Below are 19,140 nucleotides of genomic sequence, written 5' to 3'. Positions count from 1 at the left end.
GTTATTTTTACAACCACAACAATCATGAAGATTTTTGAAGCATATATATCCCCCATTTCTCGAAAATTTATTGAGCAAAAACTGACAGCTAATCTTTCTTTGTCAGATGCCAACATTTTATTTCATTCAGTTTCAGGAATTGCTTCTTTTTTTGAAACTGCAACTGATCTTGAAGAATTGAAAGAGAAACTATTGTCAACATCCAACATTTTGAAGGAGCCTGATAGAACCGAATATGGAGATTTTCAGACTAATTCTCATTTAGCAATTACTGTTGCGAAATACTTATCAAAAAAGGGTAATGAACCAGATGTAGTGATTGAACCAACATGTGGTAAGGGAAATTTTATAGTTGCTGCTCTTAAAACATTTAAGACTCTTAAAAAAGTTTATGGAATAGAAATTTACAGACCATACGTTTGGGAAACAAAATTTTCAATTCTAGATTTTTATATAGAAAATCCAAGCACCAATAAACCAATTATCCTTATTAGCCATTACAATGTTTTTGATTTCGACTTTAAAGCAATAGCTTCCGAAGTTTCAGGACAAAATATTTTAGTAATTGGTAATCCTCCCTGGGTTACAAATTCAATGCTTGGAGGTTTAAACTCTTCTAATCTTCCTGCCAAATCAAACTTTAAGAAGCATAATGGTTTAGACTCTATTACAGGCAAAGGCAATTTTGATATAGCTGAATATATAACCATGATAATGCTTGAAACCTTTCAGAATCAAAATGGGAATATTGCATTACTTGTTAAAAACTCAGTTATCAAAAATATCATCTTCGACCAAAAGAAGAATAAGTATAAAATTGGTAACATAGAAAAGCATTGTATAGATAGTAAAAAAGAGTTCAACGTATCTGTAGATGCAGCATTATTTTTAGGTCAACTTAATGCATCCCCGTCTTTTAAATGCAATGAGTTTGATTTCTATAAAAATTCAAAACCTCTTTTAAGTTTTGGATGGGTCGAAGAAAAATTTGTTTCCAATATCAAGACTTATGTACATTCAAAGGATATTGACGGAGACTGCCCTTTTGAGTGGCGGCAAGGATTGAAACATGATTGTTCTACTATTATGGAATTTGACAAAGTGAATGGCCATTACTTGAATTCGCTAAATGAAGAAACCGAACTAGAAAGCGACTTGGTCTATGGTATTCTTAAAAGTTCAGACTTGAAAAATAGTATTGTAAAAAAGTCAAGAAAATACACAATTGTTACGCAGAGAAAAGTTGGTCAAGAGACTTCATATATTAGAAGTGCTTATCCAAAAACATATCAGTATCTGCTTAATCACCAAAGTTCTTTCGACGCAAGAAAATCAAGCATCTACAAAGGCAAGCCTTCTTTTTCAATATTTGGTATTGGTGACTATTCCTTCAAACCTTTCAAAGTAGTTATTTCAGGTTTATACAAAACATATCACTTTACTTTAGTCTTGCCGGATAAAAAGAAACCGTTGATGCTTGACGACACTTGCTATATGCTTGGCTTTGACAAACTTGACTATGCCGTTTATACACTAATTTTATTAAACTCTCAACAGACAAAAGAACTCCTTCAATCAGTAACATTTCCAGACGCAAAAAGAACATTTACAAAGGATGTACTTATGCGTATTGACCTTAGCAAATTGAGTAACCAATTATCGCTTGACAAACTACAATACGAAATTGAAAAACTTAATACGCAGTATTCTTTGAATGCTTCAATTGACAATTGGAATTCTTTCATTGACCAATTAAGACCGGCAGTGAGTGGACAAACAACCATGTTTGTTTAGCCTTCAAATAAGCTCTAACACACAACATGGGGTTTGCCAAAATGGGCGGACCGAAGCAGTGTTTCAAGTTTTTTTTCACTTTGGCTTCATATCCAGCAGGAAGTTATTAATTTGGCGATGTGCAAATCATCAACTTTTATTTACAAATTTAGCTTCAGTTAGCTAGGCAGAAGGAATTCTATTTCTGTCACAACGCCAATGCCTCAACGTCAGCAGTAATTTTTAAACCAAATCAATTGCCATCAGAAACGTAGCATCTTTTATCCATGGTAAAATCATCACCATCATAAAAAACCGCGTTCCGTTCTCCTGCCCGCAACGCGGCGCAGCCCCGAAGCCAACGCGTCAGGGTACATCATTGTAGCGTAGCTTTCCCCCAAAACACCAACTCCACCTTCAACCCCATCGGCTTATAATACTTCTCCAATATCACCCGTATATGATCTTTTGCCAGTTTGATGGCGTTGGGATTGTTCACCAGGGTTTTATTGGCTTCTTCGTATAGCTGCTTTTGGGCTTTAATGTATTCGTCTACGGTAATGGTATTGAGCACACCGGTTTTGGTGATGGCATCTACTTTGTCGAGTTTGAGTTGGAGGCTTAGTAGTTTACATTCGGGCAGGTAGATGATGGCGGTGCCGGCTTTGGTATTGATCTCCACTTTTTGGTTGGTCATGTCTACGCCGTATTTGGCTTCGTAGGGGATGGCCAGGCGGAGGGTGCTTTCGGCGAAGTAGTTTTTAAATTTGCTCCACATGCCGGGGTTGTCGCCGCGGTTGGTCATGGTGAGCTGGGTGGTACCGTACACATCGAGGGCGCTCAGTTCGGCTATCTCTTTGATCATTTCCACGTTGTGCACTACATCGGTTTTGGTGATGTTGCTGCCGTTCTTTTTTCCGAGGAAATAAAAGGCGAATGCTACCAGCAGGATTAATACTATGATGACCAGGTTATTTCTCATATTTTCTTTTTTCTAAAATAGCCTTCGACCCTTCGCTTCCTCAGGGTAAACTCAGCTCAGGCTGACAGACTTAGATTATTCAGGCTGACAGACGAGATGATTATCCAGGCTGACAGACGAGATGATTATTTTTTCTTCTTATTGACCAATCGATAGCTTTCGTCTACCATTTCTTTTATCAGCCTGTCTTTGATGGAACCATCGGCGATGACGGTGTTCCAGTGTTTTTTGTTCATATGAAAGCCGGGCAAAATATTCTCCGGGTATTCTTCGCGGAGCTCGATCGCTTTGTCGGGGTCGCACTTGAGGTTGAACCGCAGCGGTGAGGCATCCAGCGAAGTGAGCAGGAACACTTTTCCTTTCACTTTAAATACCAGCGTGGTTTCGCCGAAGGGGAAGCCTTCGGTTACTTCTTCTTTTTGCAGGGCGTATTCTCTTAGTGACTCAATATTCATACCTTAAAATTAACTGATAAATAATTGTCTCGTTCCTTACTTAAGAATAAAGCAATTTGAAGTTATTTTTTTTATTCATTAGTCCTCGCTCTTAAAAGTTTTTAATACTCCACGCCCGTTGGGGCGATTGTTTGCGCCACCGCTGTATCCGCTGGTTTTGTCCCGGATAATGCTGCGCATCCGGTACAAATTTCGCCTTCGGCGAAACCCCACCGGATAAGGCGGCTCTGCAAACATTGATAGTTTTAAAAAGGGAAGTACGGCGGAAGGACTAACTAAAAATGAAAATAACGATAACAGGAAGACATTGTAGACGTATTTCCCTACGCACAAGCTATCAATGTTTGCAGAGCGGCCTCAGCTGGCAGGCTTTTGCCGCAGGCAAAATTTGATTTTGATCGCGAAGCGGTATCAAAATCAAAACTGCCAGGTGCAGTCCCCACAGTACTGTGGGGACAAACGCTCGCCCCAACGGGCGTGGAGTGTTGAAACCTTCACACTTCACGAAGGCCATGATAAACAACACAACCTCATGTGAAGGAATTAAAGCGTTTGGATACAAACAAAAACGCCTCCCCGAAGGAAGGCGTTTTATAAAAATATTCGATAAATATTATCGCAGTATCGTCACATCCGATTTAATGGTCACTAATTTACCATTGATCAGCGTGAAATCGATCACCGCATAATATGTAGCATCCGGCAATGATTTGCCCTTGTAACGGCCATCCCAGTTGTTGCGGTAATCGCGTGATTCGTATACCTTGTTACCATAACGGTTGAAGATGTGCACGGTCACGTTTTTCAGGCAACCATAATCGTCGTAGATCTGCCAGAGGTCGTTGTTGCCATCGCCGTTAGGCGTGAAGGCATTCTTCACCTTGATACAATATGGCACTACCGTTACCAAAGCCTGGTCGGAGGAAGTACAGCCCAGCGCATTGCGGACGGTAATGGTATACGGGAATGTACCTGCTGTGGTCAAAGGCCCTATTTCAGGAGCGAGAATATTGGATGCGCTCAAACCTGTAGTTGGCGACCAGAGTATGGTACTGACCGGGCCATCCACGCTGGCCTGCAGCTGTCCCTTATCCCCGGAAACAAGCACCAGGTCTGGCCCGGCATTTACATTGATACCGGCATTTACAGTTACCAATACATCATCGGTGCGGGTACAGCTACCAAGTGTAGCGGTAAGGGTGTACAGCGTTGTACGCGTTGGATTGGCCACAGGGCTCAATACGGTCGCGCTGCTTAATCCTGCCGAAGGTGACCAGCTGTAAGTAGCACTGCTGCTGGTGCTCGTACTGGTAAGCGTTACCGACTGGCCATTACAGATCACCACATCCTGCGGAGCAGCAATACTCAGGTCGTTGGTAAATGCCACCGTAACCGGTTTGGATGTAGTACAACCCTGCGCATCTTTTGTAATGATGGTATAACTTCCCTGCGGTGCGCTGAAGGTAGTACCAGCCTGGAACACACCAGGATTGGTATTGATATTATAAGTGAACGGACCGATGCCGCCTGGAGCAGATACTGTGATGGTTCCGTTGCCGCTGCAATTAGCGTTTACAGATGCTACCACAAAATTTACTGTATCGATCACAACAGTTACCAAAGCGGTATCCTTACAGCCGCCTGCGTTTGTACCGATCAATTGATAGATGCCGGAAACATTTACTGCTGCAGGATTTGCTATCGCAACTCCGTTTAATGTCCACGCGGTGGTAAGATTGGTAGTGGTGAACTGCGTAGTAAGATTTACTGTAGTACCGGCACAGGCAGTTACCGATTTATCAGCACCCAATGCAGGGGAAGCGGTTACCGTTACCGTAGTGGTAGCAGAGCAGGATGTACCTGAAGGAGTGGTTGCTGTAACAGTGTAGACATACGTGCCCGGAGCTGTTGGTACCGGAACGTTGGTCGGGTTTTGCGCAGTGGAACTCCAGCAGTTTGGCCCCGTCCACAGGTAAGTCGCGTTCGCAACGGTAGATGCGGTCAGGTTGATCGTTCCGCCACCGCATACCGGGCCGCTGTTGGCAGCGGTAAGTGTACAGATGATATCGCAGTTGCTGGTACCCGTTCCACCTGTCTGCTGGAAGGTGATGAACCCGGGTTCATTTTCGTAGTTCGTCAATAGCATGACATAGAACTCTCCTATTTGTGCGTTGTTGATCTGTGCGGTTTCTTCGGCATCGGGAGAGAAGCTGCAACTGATGTTATTAGCAGCTGACAATCCTCCGCAGGAGGCATTTAATGTTGGGAAAGGCCCCCACAGTGCAAAATCGACATCGATCAGGTTTCCATTGAGATCCACCTGGCTGATGCCTATGGTGATATCTCCAGGTGATTGCACCTGCATGTAATACCACACCGGGTTGGGTGTTTCATCCAGACAACCATATATGCCGTTGCTGCCTATGGAAGGCTGATTGGTTGTATTCGGGAATGTATAAACGTTGCTGGTACAGAAAGGCAATGCGGTAGAGCAGGTTCCTGCCGGGCCTGGCGGCGGCGGAATGGATACGCACAATCCGAAGGTTCCGTTATTGTCATTATTATATTCCCAAACCCTTATCCAGATAGTGCTTCCGGCGGTGAGGTTACTGGCTGTGATATAAGGCATCAGGAAACCGCCGTTCGGGCTGTCATCATCGCTGCATTCGATCAATGTAAGTGCACCGCAGGTACCACTGTAAATGGCCATACCACCATCGGTAAGGTCGCCTTCCTGTGTATCGAAGATCAATCTTCCGCCACATGGAACCGTTACTTTAAACCATACATCGCCGCCTGAATAACCGGCACAACCCGGGGCAGGGGCGCCAGGAAAACCCGGGGCATTGAGATTGGTATACGTAGTATAGCTGCAGGTATTGCCGGGGATCACTTCTGTTGCAGTACAAGGCGAAATATTCGTAGGTGGTGGAGGGGGCAATGTAACACAAATGCTGAACGTACCTTCATCATCGCCGCCGTATGCCCAAAGGCGCACCCAGATGGTATTGCCCGGTGTAAGGCCGGTGAGCACCAACTTGGGCATCAGCCCCGGGCCGTCATCGTCATCACATTCAATAGGAACGAGAGCATTGCAGGTGCCGCTATAAGCTTCCATACCTGCATCGGTAAGTGTACCGGCAGTAGTGTTGATAGTTACAGAGCCTCCGGCTGGTACTACAAAAGAGAACCATACATCGGCGCCGTTGTAATCCGCACAATCGGGATCAGGAACCCCGGTGGTACCCGTTGCATTTACATTGGTAGAAGCTGTATTCACACACGCGGTGGATACAGGAAGCACTGCAGCGCTGCACGGGTTATCATTGGCCGGCTGCGCAAGAGCGGCGAAACCGGTAAGCAAGGTAATAAACATCAACAGTAACTGCTTGCCACCCGCTTTCAAAGTGAACGTTAAGGAGCTTTTTTTGGTAATTCCTGAATGCATATTTTGTTGTTTAAGAATTAGTATTGTGCTATTTTATTGGGTAACTGTTTTTTTCGCGTCTTCCAGGCGCCGGCCTACCTGGCCGGTGAGCGTATGCCAGAACATCACAAAATCTGAAGCAAGGCTGTACAAAGGATAAGTGAATGTTGCCGGTTTGTTTTTTTCTATAAAAAAATGACCGACCCATGCAAACCCATATCCCACTACCGGTATGGCAGCAAACCACCACCATTTTCCCGTAACGATCCCGGTGATCAGGCACCCTATCAGCAAAGCTGTTCCGATGAAGTGCAACCGGCGGTTGCTGCTATCGGCATGCTCGGTAAGGTAATAGGGATAAAAGCTCCGGAATGTCTTATACTTTTTTTCAGTACCCATGTTGCTTGTTGTGATAACGTGACTGTAAAAACAACTGCTCAAAATACCTGGCTATATAGCCGGACTATTTTTTAAAATCGAACCTCATCCCGATCTCATGGGCACCCGAACCTGCTGTAAACACATTGATCGGTGTATTGTAATAATCGTAACTGTAAGTAAGTGCAACCTTATCAAGGATACGGAAGCCGGCCTGTAGTGTCCAGAACTGGTCGATTCTCCAACCAAGGCCCCACCATAGTTTGTCCTGGTAATTGGCCAGCATTCCAAATTCATATTCGCTGGGTGCATGTTCTATCAACCTCACCATCGCATTGGGGATCAGGTAAATATCATCGCCTGTCTGCCATTTGTAATTGGCGGTGAAATTATAATGACGGTATAGTTTGCCACTTTCTTTGGCATTGGGGATATTCGACAGTTCCAGTTTGGATTGTATCAGCTGGCTTACTGCGGCACCCACGCTTAATTTTCCATTGGTAAAATAAGCACCGGCGCCTGCATCGATCCCTAATTTGTTGGAAGAACCTGCCAGCAAAGGATCATTGCCAAGTGAAGCATTCAATTTGCTTTTGTCGATGGCATATTGCAACCCCCTCAATTCGAGCCCGAGGCCGAATTTATTCTTTTCGTTTCGGGATTTGATATGATAAGAATATGCCAGCTGTATACCGGTGCGGCTGGTAGGGCCGGTTTCATCGCGGTAAGCGTAAGCCCCGACCCCTGCATTTAGTTTTTCCAATGCAAAATCACTGTAGATCATGAAAGTTTTCGGATTGCCGGGAAAAGATGACCATTGGCTCCGATAAGAAATACCAACCATGTTTTTGTTAGCGATACCTGCTGCTGCGGGATTGTACATGGCATTGTGCTGCAGATATTGACTGGTAAAGTGCAATTGCTGCGATTCAGCACCATAAAAACCAAGAAATGTAACAAGGAGGAGTGTAAGTTTTCTCATAACGATTCTGATAAGTGAGCATAAACTTACTAAAGAATTGTTAAAAAACTTTGATAAATGTTAAAAAAATATTAACATCTATACTATATTCAATATTTCTACGTTGAGCAGCGCATCTATTTTATATTTCACTTCTTCAAGTCGGCTTAAGGGTATTCCCACTTCCATTTCGCAGAAAAGCTGGCTTTCCTGGCGGAAGATCACACACTGATATTGTTTCAGGATCATCATCACTTCATTCATCCTGGTGTAGTCGAAATGAAGGCGGTAATGTTTCAACACCGGCTTCTGTACTGTGGGCACCACCTGCAACACCAGCGCTGCTGTTGTTTTATAAGCATTGATCAATCCCGGCACCCCCAGCAATGTACCACCGAAATACCTTACTACTATAATGGCAGTATCTGTCACCCCTTTGCTATCGATCTGCCCGAGTATGGGTTTGCCCGCTGTTCCGGAAGGTTCGCCATCGTCGCTGCTCCTGAAAGTATTGCCGTCGATACCAATACGGTAGGCAAAACAATGATGCACCGCTTTGGCATGTTCTTTTTTCAACTGCTGCAAATGTTTTTTGAATTCATCCGCTGAAACTACCGGGTATGCATACCCGATAAAACGGCTGCCGCGTTCCTTAAATTCCGCGTTGGCAGATTGTTCGATCGTATTGTAAAACTCCATTATCATGTTTGCTTGGTCACTTTCGCGAAGATAGGCTCCTATTCCTGTAAATGCGGATATAATCGGAAGAGATATGTTGGCTGTTTATGAGGAGGGGGTTGGCTACCGCGGGTTGACTACCCAATTCCGGTGCAGGCAATCCTTCCCCCATTTCCATCAACCCGTTGGTGATGATCCTTGCCTCATCCCACAAACCGGCATCGATGAATGTTTGTACTGTTTTTGCACCTCCTTCCACGATCAGGGAATTGAGGCGCCGTTGGTAAAGGATGCGGCAGATGGCCTGCGGGATGGCCTCATCGTCTTCCATCATCGCGTAACTGGCAGCACCATCGTTTTTTTCCTTTATCCTGTTGATCACTATGAGTGGTGCAGTGCCGTCAAAAAGTCGCAAAGTAACAGGCAACTGAAGTTGCTCATCTATCACTATCCTTACAGGATTTTTTCCCTTGTACAATCTGGTGGTGAGCGAAGGGTCGTCATGGACCGCCGTATTGAACCCTACCAGGATAGCCGATTCTTCGCTGCGCCATTTGTGCGCCAGGATATCCGTTTGGGGATTGCTGATCTTTACGGGCGAAAGATCGCTACGGGCAATTATATGATCGTTGGTTTGCGCCCATTTCAAAATGATGTAAGGCCGTTTTTTTTCATGAAAAGTAAAAAATCGTTTGTTCAGTTCCAGCGCTTCGTTTTCCAGCACGCCAACTATCACGTTGATGCCAGCTTCTCTCATCCTTCGGATGCCCTCGCCATTTACTTTTTCAAAATTATCGCGGCAGCCGATGACTACTTTGGGTATCTGGTTGCGGATGATCAGGTCGCAGCAGGGCGGTGTAATGCCAAAATGCGCACACGGTTCCAGCGATACATATATAACAGAAGCCGGGATAAACTGTTTGTCTGCTTCAGCAACGCTGTTGATACAATTCACTTCCGCATGCACCTGGCCATATTCGCGATGATAGCCTTCGCCGATGATCCTGCCATTGTGCACCAGCACGGCGCCAACCATAGGATTGGGCGCAACGCTGCCGGCGCCCAGGCGGGCAAGTTCAAAACAGCGGGTCATATATAACTGATCGTTATCCACGGATGCAAAAGTACGCAAGTAAAAAATAAAGTAAGTTTGTGCATATTCTTTTGGGTTGACTACCGCGGGTTGACTACCGCGGGTTGACTACCGGGAGTAGACTACCGCGGGTTGACTACCGGGAGTTGACTACCGTGGGTTGACTACCGGGAGTTGACTACCCAAGAGAACACTACCAAACCGATATGACACTAAAAACCGCACATACCAATTTTATATCCGCCTTACAATCAGTTTATGATAAGGACGAAGCTATTGTCATCAGGAACCTTGTCTTTGAATGGGCAACCGGGACAGGAAGACATGATATCACACTGGCTGCAGATAAAGAACTCACTTCAGCTGAATCAGAAAAGATATCCGCTGCACTTGAGCGGCTCCTGAAAAATGAGCCGGTACAATATGTAACCGGGGAAGCATGGTTTTATGGGGCAAAATTTAAAGTAGATGCTTCGGTGCTGATCCCCCGTCCCGAAACGGAAGAGCTGGTACAGGAAGCTATTGGGTTTTTAACCACCCGCTCATCTCCTGAAGTACTGGATATCGGCACTGGCAGTGGATGTATTCCGGTAAGCGTTAAAAAGAAGTTACCTGCAGCCAATATTACGGCGATCGATATCAGTGAGGATGCCTTGAACATAGCAAGGGAGAACAGCAGGCTGATAAATTCCCCGGTTAATTTTTTACTGGCGGACATCCTGAAAGAAGATTCCTGGAATAATTTCGGATGGTACGATGCCATCATCAGCAACCCTCCATACATTCCTTCAAACGAAAGTAAACGGATGCATACGAATGTAACCGCATACGAACCACATCTGGCTTTATTTGTTCCGGATGATGATCCGTTATTATTTTACAAAAAGATCGCGGCTTTCGCCAACTATCATTTAAAAGGTAATGGAAAAATATTCCTGGAAACACACGAAGCCTATGCAAAAGAAGTTGCGGCGGTGCTGGAAGACAATAATTTTACCGCACAAATAAAAAAAGATATTCCAGGAAAAGAAAGGATGGTGATCGCTAGTCGGTACCACTAACCGTAGCAGAAGTGCTGGCGCCGAGCTTGCGGGCAGCTTTCATCACACGGATCACTTCGCCCCATTGCGCCACAGAATCGGCATTGATCACCACGGCCGGTTTGATGCTGTCGCCTTCGCTGATGTATTTGCGCAATTCGGATTCCAATGAATCGGTAATGATCTTCCTTGAGCCGATATAGAGGTTCCTGTTCTTATCTACGCTTACCACTACACTCTGTTTTTGCTTGGTATCGCTCTTCGCTTTCGGCACGCTCACTTTAAAAACATTGGGATTGGAAAGTGTGGAGATCATCAAAAAGAACATCAGTAATATGAACAGGATATCATTCAGCGGACCAGTATCCACTGCTTCTGAATGTTCGCCCCTTAACCTGTTTTTGCGTAAGCTCATCTTGAAAGTTATAAGTTATGAGTGATGAGTTAAAAGTGAAGCCCATCATTCTTAATTTTTAATTCGTAATTCTTAATTCGCGTCAGCGTGTTGGTTCCTGCAATATATCTATGAATTCGCTGCTGGCCGCTTCCATCCTGTTGGCTGTACGGTTGATCTGCGTATCAAGATAACTATGCCCGAGAAATGCCAGCATACCGATGATAAGCCCGCTTGCCGATGTGATCAATTTTATATACATAGCATCTGCGATCTGGCTGATGGACGGGCTGCTGATGGTAGCGAAATCTTTCAGTAATATCACCAGCCCCACAATTGTTCCCACAAACCCGAACAATGGGGCAATGCGGGCGATCACGGAAAGAATGATGAGATTTTTTTCCATCTTGTACATTTCCAGCTTGCCCACATTATCCATACTTTTTTCGATGGCCTCGATCGGTTTGCCGATACGCTGTATCCCTTTATCGATCATACGTGCTACCGGGTTGTTGGTATTTTTAGAAAGGCTTCTTGCCGCGGATAAATTTCCATTGGTGATATGATCCCGGATGATGCTCATGAAATTATCATCCACCTGCCCGGCTTTTTTGATCACCAGCAACCGTTCGAAAAATACGTATACCGCAGCCACAAAAAGCAACCCAAGCGGAATCATGATCGGCCCACCCTTGGTGAGCATGCTGAAAACAGATTCACTCTTTGTTACTTCTGCCGCCGCTGCCGCAGCTGCTGCTGTACTATCTACCTGGAGAAAAATATCGAACATATCGGATGGATTATGACTGGTTTGATTATTTGTAAAGAACGCTATATTATCTCAAAAATATCAATTGCATTGCAATAAAACGAAACATTGTAAGAATGCTGCACAAGGAATTGTTAATCTTGATAACACGAATTTGGCTAATTACAAGGATTACACGAATGGCAGACCCCGGAGGTTTTAAAAACCTCCGGGGGTCTTTACAAAAAATGCCGCAACATTTAAGTCACGGCATTTATAATAAAGTTGAACAATTACAGAAGCTTTTTCTTATCCCCCATTTCCTGCATCGCCATGATCTGGCGCATGGTCTTTTCCATTCCTTCACTGCTTCCATCGAGGAAGATGACATTGCCCTTACCATATTCAGCAAAGTTTTTGATGGCTTCCGTCCACATACTGAACAGGATCACATTGGTATCGAGGTTGGCCTGTTTCATTTCGGCCGCAGCCTGGCTCATACCTTTAGCTACTTCTTCACGAAACAACGCCACACCTTGTCCACGTAACTGGGCAGCCTGCCTTTCCGCTTCAGCAGCTATCTTGATGGAATTACCTTCCGCTTCCGCGGCTTTTGTCTTGGTGATCAACAATGCCTGGCCTTCATTTTCTGCAGCAGCTTTGAGGTTGTTACTCGCTACCACTTTGCTCATACTGTCTATGATTGCCTGGTCGAACGTGATATCGTTGATCTGAAGATCCTGCAGATGGTATCCCCACTCTTCCAGAGAAAGATCCACATGTTCTTTTACAAATTCCACGATATCCCTTCTCAGTCCCAATATTTCCGATTGCTTGCGGGTAGCAACAAATGCACGGATATTACCTTCAATGGTACGCACGAGCGCCTGCATGAGATCCTTATCACTGATAAATTTGAACGCTACTTTTTGGATCGTTTCATGGTCTGCATTCTGTACAGAATACAACAGCATCGATTTGAAATAAACGTTTGCCTGGTCGATCGTTACGGCCTGGAATTCCAATTCAACCGAACGGTTCTGGATACTTACTCTTTTGAATATCTGTTCCAGGAAAGGTATCTTAAAATTCAATCCCGGGCGCATGATACGCTGGTATTTACCGAACATGGTCACCACACCGATAAACCCCTGGTTGATGGTAACGAAACACCCTAAAAAAGCCGTAGCTATCAAGAGGAGCCACCAATAATCTTTTAGAAATTCCATAGCAAGTTAATTTTGATTGAAGATAAGATATAATTAATTACGAATTGACAATTACGAATTACGAATGCACCTTTGGCTGACAATTCGTAATTCGTAATTTGTAATTATTAATTTGTTTTCTCCTCCCATATCTGCGACAGATGCACCAGCGTTTCCACCGCTTTCGCCATATCGTTCACGCCTATCCATTCCAGCTTGCTGTGGATATTCTGCATACCGGTAAAAATATTCGGACAAGGCATGCCCATATAACTCAGCCTGCTGCCATCTGTACCGCCGCGGATACTTTCCTGCTTCACTTTCAATCCGGCCCGGGTAATGGCTTCAGCCGCGTATTCCGCCACCTGCGGGTGCTGCACCAGGATATCCTTCATGTTGCGGTATTGTTCTGACGGGGTATATTCCATCGATGCACCTTTATGTTTTGCCACGATCGCTTCCGCAATTTTCTTCAGGCGATCATGGTGCTCCGCCAGTTTTTCTGTGCGGAAATCACGGACAATAAAACCGATGGTAGTTTTTTCAGCAATGCCATTCAGCGAAACAGGATGCACAAATCCCTGCATACCATCCGTCGTTTCAGGGCTCCATTCATTTTTTGGCAAAGCATCCAGGATTTCTCCGGCAATCTTCATCGCATTCACCAATGTATCTTTTGCATAACCCGGATGGGCGATCACGCCATGCACGGTGATCGTTGCGCCATCGGCGCTGAAAGTCTCATCCTCCAGGCTGCCTGCTTCTCCACCATCCAATGTATAACCATACACGGCACCCGCTTTTTTCATATCGATCTTTGCCGTTCCTTTTCCCACTTCTTCATCAGGTGTAAATACGATCCTGATCTCCCCATGAATGACCGCAGGGTTTTTCACCATGTAATCCGCCAGCTGCATGATGATAGCAATGCCTGATTTATCATCGGCGCCCAGCAATGTATGGCCGCTCGCGGTGATGATATCGGCGCCGATATGATTTTTCAGATAAGGTGAAACTTTTGCCGACAATACCTGCGTGTTGTCATCCGGCAAAACGATATCATTGCCATCGTAATTCTTATGAAGGATGGGCTTCACATTGGTACCGCTGCAATCCGGTGCCGTATCCACGTGCGAACAAAAACAGATCGGGGGAATATTATTTTTAGAACTGTTGGAAGGAATGGAAGAATATACATACCCGAATTCATCCGTTTCTGCCTGTAGCCCCAGTTCCTTCAGTTCTTTCAGCAATATCTTACTGAGGTCTTTTTGTTTTTCTGTTGTAGGAAATGATGTCCCGTTGGGATCGCTCTGTGTGTCTACCTGCACGTATTTCATGAAGCGTTCGGCAAGCTGATCCTTGTTTATTTCAATCATCGGTTAATAGTTTATGCAAACTTAGTAAGTAATGAGCAATCGGGCTACAACAGACCAAAGACGACAGACCACGGACCAACGACGATAGACGACAGACCACGGGCTATCGATCCGGGCAAACAATAAGGGCAGCCATTCTTTATGTACTGCCCTTAGTTTATCGTTATTGCCGATCTTCCGTGGTCGGTCGTCTGTGGTCCGTTGTCATTAAGCTATTTCCACCAGCTCGATGTCAAACACCAGATCTTTTCCTGCCAGAAAATGATTGGCATCCAGAATGATCATGTCATCCTTTATCTCTTTCACCACTACAGGAAAAGGTTGTCCTTCCTGGTTGCTGAGGGTAAGGCTCATGCCCGGCTCCAGTTTCATATCTGCAGGTACGTTTTCTTTTGGAAATTCGATGATCGCCTGTTCGTTCACTTCGCCATATCCGTCTGCCGCAGGGATGGTAACGGTTTTTTTATCACCAACGATCATGCCTGGCAATGCAGCATCAAACCCCGGGATCATTTGTCCTGCGCCCACTGTAAACTCCAGTGGCTCACGACCTGCAGATGAATCAAATTGGTCGCCAGTGGTCAATTTACCGGTGTAATGCACTTTTACTGTATCACCATTTTTAACTTGTGTCATATAGATTTATTTTTTTTCGAACGGTAAAATTAAAAATTAATGCTAATATGACCGAATTAAAAAACTTTCTAGACCTTTGTTTTATGAAAACATTGGGAAACATATTGATGGCAGCCATGCTGTTATGGGGAAATACGTCCTGCGCCCAGTCGGTAACGCCCGCCAACGGCAATAAGGACGTGATCACGGGCGCTGATCGTATGGAAGTATACCTTCCTTTGCTGAAAGGTAAAGCCGTAGCTGTTTTTGCCAACCAGACCAGTATGGTCAAAAATACGCACCTGGTGGACACCCTGATAAAAAGAGGGGTGAATGTGGTGAAGATATTCGGGCCCGAACATGGCTTCCGCGGCGTGGCCGACGCGGGCGAACATGTAGATGATGGTGTTGATAAAAAGACCGGCATCCCGATCATCGCTCTTTATGGCAATCATAAAAAGCCTACTGCGGACGATTTCAAAGGCGTAGATGTATTGATATTCGACATCCAGGATGTGGGCGCAAGATTTTATACCTACATCAGCTCACTGGAATATTATATTGAAGCTGCGCTGGAAAACCACAAACCATTGCTGATCCTCGACCGGCCAAATCCCAATGGATTTTATGTAGACGGCCCCATCCTTGATATGAAATACCAGAGTTTCATCGGTATGAAACCTGTGCCGATCGTATATGGAATGACCATCGGCGAATATGGACTGATGCTCGCCGGCGAAAACTGGTTGTCCGAAAAAGCCAATGCGATCAATGCATATAATATCACCACCCAGCCAACTGCTGATACGCCTTTTCATATCCAGGTGATCAAATGCAAAAATTACGACCACAATACCAAATATGTGTTGCCGGTGATGCCGTCTCCTAATCTGAAATCGATGCAGGCGATCTACCTTTACCCTTCCACCTGTTTCTTTGAAGGAACCGTTTTCAGCGAAGGAAGAGGAACCGATATGCCTTTTGAGGTTTTTGGCCACCCTGCGATGCCTAAGAACCTGTATTCATTCACCCCAAAACCTAACCTTGGGGCGAAAAGCAGTAAATGTTTTTACCAGGTTTGTTATGGCTGGAACCTGCATGGCACCAATGAAGAAGTGCTGAAAAAGATCGATGGTAAAATCCAGTTGAAATATTTTATTGAAGCCTATAAATTATTTCCCGGAAAAGACAGTTTCTTTTTGAAAAATAATTTTATCAGCAAACTCGCTGGTAACGATGATTTTTCAAAACAGATAAAAGCCGGCAAAACAGAAGCAGAAATAAAAAAGACCTGGGAGCCTGGATTGACGGCCTTTAAAGCGATCAGGAAAAAGTATTTGCTGTACGATGATTTCAAATAGTCTTTAATTACACGGATTATGCGAATTACACGAATTACGTTTATTTAATTCCAGATCGCATTACTGTAGAAGTTTAAAACAGGCAGACTTTTATAAACTTTATTGTTAAAATAAAACCTCGGAGGTTTTAAAAACCTCCGGGGTTTCACCACTATATATGATCGAACAAAGAAAAAAAGATATAAACCTGCCTGCAAATACAGCTCCTCTTTTTCCAACAAAAAAGGAAATTAAAAAGCTGGAAGAACTGCGCATCGTCTTCATGGGAACGCCGGAATTTGCCGTAGCATCTTTACAAAAGCTGGTGGAAAATGGCTGCAATATTGTTGGTGTGATCACTGCTCCCGATAAACCCGGCGGCCGCGGAATGGAGCTACAACAAAGCGCTGTAAAAAAATATGCCCTCGAACATGGGCTGAATATTTTACAACCGGAAAAATTAAAGAACCCTGATTTTTTAAAAGAATTAACCTCGCTCAACGCCGACCTGCAGATAGTAGTGGCATTCCGCATGCTGCCCGAACTGGTGTGGAATATGCCGCCGATGGGAACGATCAACCTGCATGGTTCGCTGCTACCGCAATACCGGGGCGCCGCTCCCATCAACTGGGCAGTGATCAACGGGGAAAAAGAAACCGGCGTAACAACATTTAAATTACAACACGAGATAGACACGGGGGATATTTTATTGCAGGAAAGTTTTGCGATCGGTGAGAAAGATAATGCCGGAATGGTTCATGACAGGATGAAAGAAACAGGCGCAGAAGTCTTATTAAGAACTGTCAAAGGATTAGCGGAAAACTCGTTGAAAGAAGTTCCTCAACCTTCCACCTTTCACCATCAACCGTTGAAGCATGCGCCAAAGATATTTACCGAAACATGCCTGATCGATTTTTCTAAACCTACCAAAGAAGTGTACGATCTTATCCGTGGACTATCTCCATTCCCGACGGCGTTTACACAACTGGACAATAAAAAGCTGAAAATATTTTCTGCGGAAAAGATCGATCAACAACCTTCGATAAAAGCCGGCGAACATGCCACGGATGGAAAAACATTTCTCCATTTTGCCTGCGACGATGGATATATTTCCATCAAAGAATTACAGCTCGAAGGCAAGAAAAAAATGCTGGTGAAAGATTTTCTCCGTGGGTACCGCTTTCAATAATATTATTGCTTATCAAGAAAAAATTTATACCCTACAAAATCCTGCCCATCGATCCGTCTGAATGCATTACTGATCTTAGCCCCGTTCAATACTACATTTAAAGACCCGCCAATAGAATATGCTACGGAAATGGTGCTATCTGTATTGGTGTAGGTACCCTCGTATTTGCTGGCTACTGAAGTATCCGGTCCCACATATACCCGAACCGTATTATTGGCCCGTATTACCCAACTCCAATCTGTATTCGGGTTTCCTAAATATTTACCTTTCCAGTAACCCACAACAGTTTGCTCAACCTTATCTTTTTTACAGGAAGAAACACAACATAAAATAGTCATGGCAACAGAGAGAAGAATCAACGTGTTTTTCATAATCCGATGTTTTACATCGCAAACCTACCATTGATAGGAACATAAAAAACCTTCTACTCGACGAACGACATTTTAAATAGACAAAAACAGGAACGCGCCTGCCGGCGCGTTCATCTGAAAAATATTCTGAACATGCCAAAGGCATGATCCACATTAGTAGGTTACCGTACACTGAAAATTTCCCGAACCTGCGCCCAGCGCATCCGCAGCGGCATTGCTTACCAGGATGGTCAGGTTGTCGTTTTGTTTCAGATCAGGCATGATATCCAGCACACGTGCATATACTGATTTATTGGTTGCCGGGTTGGTGATCTTCACGATGGAGCCTGCCGTAGCCGAATTGTGCATGCAATAATATTTTCCGTCTTCCCAACCGCTGGTGCTTTTGAAAATCCCCGCAGTTCCGGTCTCTTCCGATTTACCCGGCGCTTTCGTATACATCGCTTTAAAAGAACCTCCTTCAAAATCTTTCCCGGTAACAGATGTGGCGACCGGTTTTGTTTCTGTAGTTTTTACAACCGGGGTATTGGTTTCAACAGCCTTCACCGGCTCAGTCTTTACTACATCCGGAACCTTTGTTGGTTCAGGAACTTTCACTACCGGCGCAGGTGTATTTGTTTCGTTGGGGCCATCCGTGTACCCTACGATCAGCCTCGCCCCTTCATTCAATCCATCGCCGCTGAGGTTGTTCCATTTTTTGATATTAGCGATCGGCACTTTGTTGTATAAAGTACTGATGTGGTATAATGTTTCTTTTTTCGCTACAGTATGATAGATCGGTGTAGAACCTTTGGCAGATGCCACGGGATTTTTTACAGAAGCTTTCGTTTCAGCCACCGGTGTTTTTATTTCTGCCACAGGATTATTGCCTTTAGCATTCACTTTGGTATTAGCTGTTACAGGTACTTTCAACACCTGTCCCAATGCCAATCCTTTTTCATAATCTATCTTATTATATTTAGCCAGTTCGCGTGGATTGATATTATATAAACGCCCGATACTCGACAGGCTCTCTTTTGCTGCAACCGTGTGAGTGATATATTTGCCCTGCGCCAGTGAAAACAACGGCGCAAAAAACAACAGGATCAATATTTTTTTCATCTGATGAT

General features: G+C 44.5%; 18 protein-coding genes. 4 read left to right on the top strand and 14 right to left on the bottom strand.

The features are described 5' to 3' along the window. Positions 1-24 precede the first annotated feature (24 nt). Positions 25-1,794 carry a hypothetical protein gene (locus EGI32_RS19630; RefSeq protein WP_255157366.1) on the top strand — a complete coding sequence of 590 codons (1,770 nt, stop codon included), beginning with the start codon at positions 25-27 and terminating at the stop codon, positions 1,792-1,794. A 355-nt stretch (positions 1,795-2,149) separates the two neighbouring features. Here the strand turns inward: EGI32_RS19630 and EGI32_RS19625 are convergent, their stop codons facing one another. The 7 genes from EGI32_RS19625 to ribD form a co-directional block, all read right to left on the bottom strand. After that, positions 2,150-2,755 (bottom strand): DUF4230 domain-containing protein, encoded by a 606-nt coding sequence (locus EGI32_RS19625; RefSeq protein WP_255157365.1) that lies wholly within the window; start codon positions 2,753-2,755, stop codon positions 2,150-2,152. A 125-nt stretch (positions 2,756-2,880) separates the two neighbouring features. Further along, on the bottom strand, positions 2,881-3,210 hold the full coding sequence (locus EGI32_RS19620) for an MmcQ/YjbR family DNA-binding protein (RefSeq protein WP_255157364.1): 330 nt from the start codon (positions 3,208-3,210) through the stop codon (positions 2,881-2,883). A 613-nt stretch (positions 3,211-3,823) separates the two neighbouring features. Next, positions 3,824-6,658, bottom strand: a complete 2,835-nt coding sequence (locus tag EGI32_RS19615) for a gliding motility-associated C-terminal domain-containing protein (RefSeq protein WP_255157363.1) — start codon at positions 6,656-6,658, stop codon at positions 3,824-3,826. A 33-nt stretch (positions 6,659-6,691) separates the two neighbouring features. Then, positions 6,692-7,036, bottom strand: a complete 345-nt coding sequence (locus tag EGI32_RS19610) for a DUF962 domain-containing protein (RefSeq protein ID WP_255157362.1) — start codon at positions 7,034-7,036, stop codon at positions 6,692-6,694. A gap of 64 nt (positions 7,037-7,100) precedes the next feature. Next, complete coding sequence (locus EGI32_RS19605; protein ID WP_255157361.1) at positions 7,101-7,997, bottom strand: type IX secretion system membrane protein PorP/SprF; 897 nt, start codon at positions 7,995-7,997, stop codon at positions 7,101-7,103. A 78-nt stretch (positions 7,998-8,075) separates the two neighbouring features. Next, positions 8,076-8,675: a YigZ family protein gene (locus tag EGI32_RS19600; RefSeq protein ID WP_255157360.1), complete on the bottom strand. Its 600-nt coding sequence runs from the start codon at positions 8,673-8,675 to the stop codon at positions 8,076-8,078. A gap of 16 nt (positions 8,676-8,691) precedes the next feature. Beyond that, positions 8,692-9,768 carry a bifunctional diaminohydroxyphosphoribosylaminopyrimidine deaminase/5-amino-6-(5-phosphoribosylamino)uracil reductase RibD gene (ribD, locus tag EGI32_RS19595; protein WP_255157459.1) on the bottom strand — a complete coding sequence of 359 codons (1,077 nt, stop codon included), beginning with the start codon at positions 9,766-9,768 and terminating at the stop codon, positions 8,692-8,694. Positions 9,769-9,953: 185 nt separating this feature from the next. On the opposite strand from ribD, the gene prmC reads away from it, so the two are divergent. Continuing rightward, positions 9,954-10,808 (top strand): peptide chain release factor N(5)-glutamine methyltransferase, encoded by an 855-nt coding sequence (prmC, locus tag EGI32_RS19590; protein WP_255157359.1) that lies wholly within the window; start codon positions 9,954-9,956, stop codon positions 10,806-10,808. Here prmC and EGI32_RS19585 read toward each other — a convergent pair. The 5 genes from EGI32_RS19585 to EGI32_RS19565 all read right to left on the bottom strand — a co-directional run bounded on the left by EGI32_RS19585 (position 10,792) and on the right by EGI32_RS19565 (position 15,152). After that, entirely contained in the window at positions 10,792-11,202 is a 411-nt protein-coding gene (locus EGI32_RS19585) for a biopolymer transporter ExbD (RefSeq protein WP_255157358.1), read from the bottom strand. The genes prmC and EGI32_RS19585 overlap by 17 nt on opposite strands. Positions 11,203-11,284: 82 nt before the next feature. Then, positions 11,285-11,971 carry a MotA/TolQ/ExbB proton channel family protein gene (locus EGI32_RS19580; protein WP_255157357.1) on the bottom strand — a complete coding sequence of 229 codons (687 nt, stop codon included), beginning with the start codon at positions 11,969-11,971 and terminating at the stop codon, positions 11,285-11,287. A gap of 251 nt (positions 11,972-12,222) precedes the next feature. Beyond that, positions 12,223-13,158, bottom strand: a complete 936-nt coding sequence (locus EGI32_RS19575; protein WP_255157356.1) for an SPFH domain-containing protein — start codon at positions 13,156-13,158, stop codon at positions 12,223-12,225. 107 nt (positions 13,159-13,265) lie between these two features. Next, positions 13,266-14,516, bottom strand: coding sequence for a peptidase T (gene pepT, locus EGI32_RS19570; protein WP_255157355.1), 1,251 nt, complete (start codon positions 14,514-14,516; stop codon positions 13,266-13,268). A 207-nt stretch (positions 14,517-14,723) separates the two neighbouring features. Beyond that, positions 14,724-15,152 (bottom strand): peptidylprolyl isomerase, encoded by a 429-nt coding sequence (locus EGI32_RS19565; protein WP_255157354.1) that lies wholly within the window; start codon positions 15,150-15,152, stop codon positions 14,724-14,726. A gap of 83 nt (positions 15,153-15,235) precedes the next feature. On the opposite strand from EGI32_RS19565, the gene EGI32_RS19560 reads away from it, so the two are divergent. Together EGI32_RS19560 and fmt are read left to right on the top strand one after the other, a co-directional pair. Next, positions 15,236-16,492 (top strand): exo-beta-N-acetylmuramidase NamZ domain-containing protein, encoded by a 1,257-nt coding sequence (locus EGI32_RS19560; RefSeq protein ID WP_255157353.1) that lies wholly within the window; start codon positions 15,236-15,238, stop codon positions 16,490-16,492. A 157-nt stretch (positions 16,493-16,649) separates the two neighbouring features. Further along, the gene (gene fmt / locus EGI32_RS19555; RefSeq protein ID WP_255157352.1) at positions 16,650-17,660 is read left to right on the top strand and encodes a methionyl-tRNA formyltransferase; all 1,011 of its coding nucleotides are present in this window, start codon (positions 16,650-16,652) and stop codon (positions 17,658-17,660) included. A 2-nt stretch (positions 17,661-17,662) separates the two neighbouring features. Here the strand turns inward: fmt and EGI32_RS19550 are convergent, their stop codons facing one another. Together EGI32_RS19550 and EGI32_RS19545 are read right to left on the bottom strand one after the other, a co-directional pair. Then, positions 17,663-18,031 (bottom strand): hypothetical protein, encoded by a 369-nt coding sequence (locus tag EGI32_RS19550; protein ID WP_255157351.1) that lies wholly within the window; start codon positions 18,029-18,031, stop codon positions 17,663-17,665. Positions 18,032-18,184: 153 nt separating this feature from the next. Beyond that, entirely contained in the window at positions 18,185-19,132 is a 948-nt protein-coding gene (locus tag EGI32_RS19545) for a LysM peptidoglycan-binding domain-containing protein (protein WP_255157350.1), read from the bottom strand. Positions 19,133-19,140: the final 8 nt, after the last annotated feature.

The sequence above is a fragment of the Ferruginibacter sp. HRS2-29 genome, assembly GCF_024343615.1.
Classification (GTDB): Bacteria; Bacteroidota; Bacteroidia; order Chitinophagales; family Chitinophagaceae; genus Ferruginibacter.
The sequence above is the reverse complement of the archived record's forward strand: the minus strand, read 5'-3'. Positions and strand labels throughout refer to the sequence as shown.

Coding starts and splice junctions, on each gene's coding strand:
- EGI32_RS19565 (WP_255157354.1), bottom strand. CDS start 15,152: ATGACACAAGTTAAAAATGGTGATACAGTAAAAGTGCATTACACCGGT.
- EGI32_RS19580 (WP_255157357.1), bottom strand. CDS start 11,971: ATGTTCGATATTTTTCTCCAGGTAGATAGTACAGCAGCAGCTGCGGCA.
- EGI32_RS19605 (WP_255157361.1), bottom strand. CDS start 7,997: ATGAGAAAACTTACACTCCTCCTTGTTACATTTCTTGGTTTTTATGGT.
- EGI32_RS19600 (WP_255157360.1), bottom strand. CDS start 8,675: ATGGAGTTTTACAATACGATCGAACAATCTGCCAACGCGGAATTTAAG.
- pepT (WP_255157355.1), bottom strand. CDS start 14,516: ATGATTGAAATAAACAAGGATCAGCTTGCCGAACGCTTCATGAAATAC.
- EGI32_RS19550 (WP_255157351.1), bottom strand. CDS start 18,031: ATGAAAAACACGTTGATTCTTCTCTCTGTTGCCATGACTATTTTATGT.
- EGI32_RS19630 (WP_255157366.1), top strand. CDS start 25: ATGAAGATTTTTGAAGCATATATATCCCCCATTTCTCGAAAATTTATT.
- EGI32_RS19625 (WP_255157365.1), bottom strand. CDS start 2,755: ATGAGAAATAACCTGGTCATCATAGTATTAATCCTGCTGGTAGCATTC.
- prmC (WP_255157359.1), top strand. CDS start 9,954: ATGACACTAAAAACCGCACATACCAATTTTATATCCGCCTTACAATCA.
- EGI32_RS19620 (WP_255157364.1), bottom strand. CDS start 3,210: ATGAATATTGAGTCACTAAGAGAATACGCCCTGCAAAAAGAAGAAGTA.
- EGI32_RS19585 (WP_255157358.1), bottom strand. CDS start 11,202: ATGAGCTTACGCAAAAACAGGTTAAGGGGCGAACATTCAGAAGCAGTG.
- fmt (WP_255157352.1), top strand. CDS start 16,650: ATGATCGAACAAAGAAAAAAAGATATAAACCTGCCTGCAAATACAGCT.
- EGI32_RS19615 (WP_255157363.1), bottom strand. CDS start 6,658: ATGCATTCAGGAATTACCAAAAAAAGCTCCTTAACGTTCACTTTGAAA.
- EGI32_RS19575 (WP_255157356.1), bottom strand. CDS start 13,158: ATGGAATTTCTAAAAGATTATTGGTGGCTCCTCTTGATAGCTACGGCT.
- EGI32_RS19610 (WP_255157362.1), bottom strand. CDS start 7,036: ATGGGTACTGAAAAAAAGTATAAGACATTCCGGAGCTTTTATCCCTAT.
- EGI32_RS19560 (WP_255157353.1), top strand. CDS start 15,236: ATGAAAACATTGGGAAACATATTGATGGCAGCCATGCTGTTATGGGGA.
- EGI32_RS19545 (WP_255157350.1), bottom strand. CDS start 19,132: ATGAAAAAAATATTGATCCTGTTGTTTTTTGCGCCGTTGTTTTCACTG.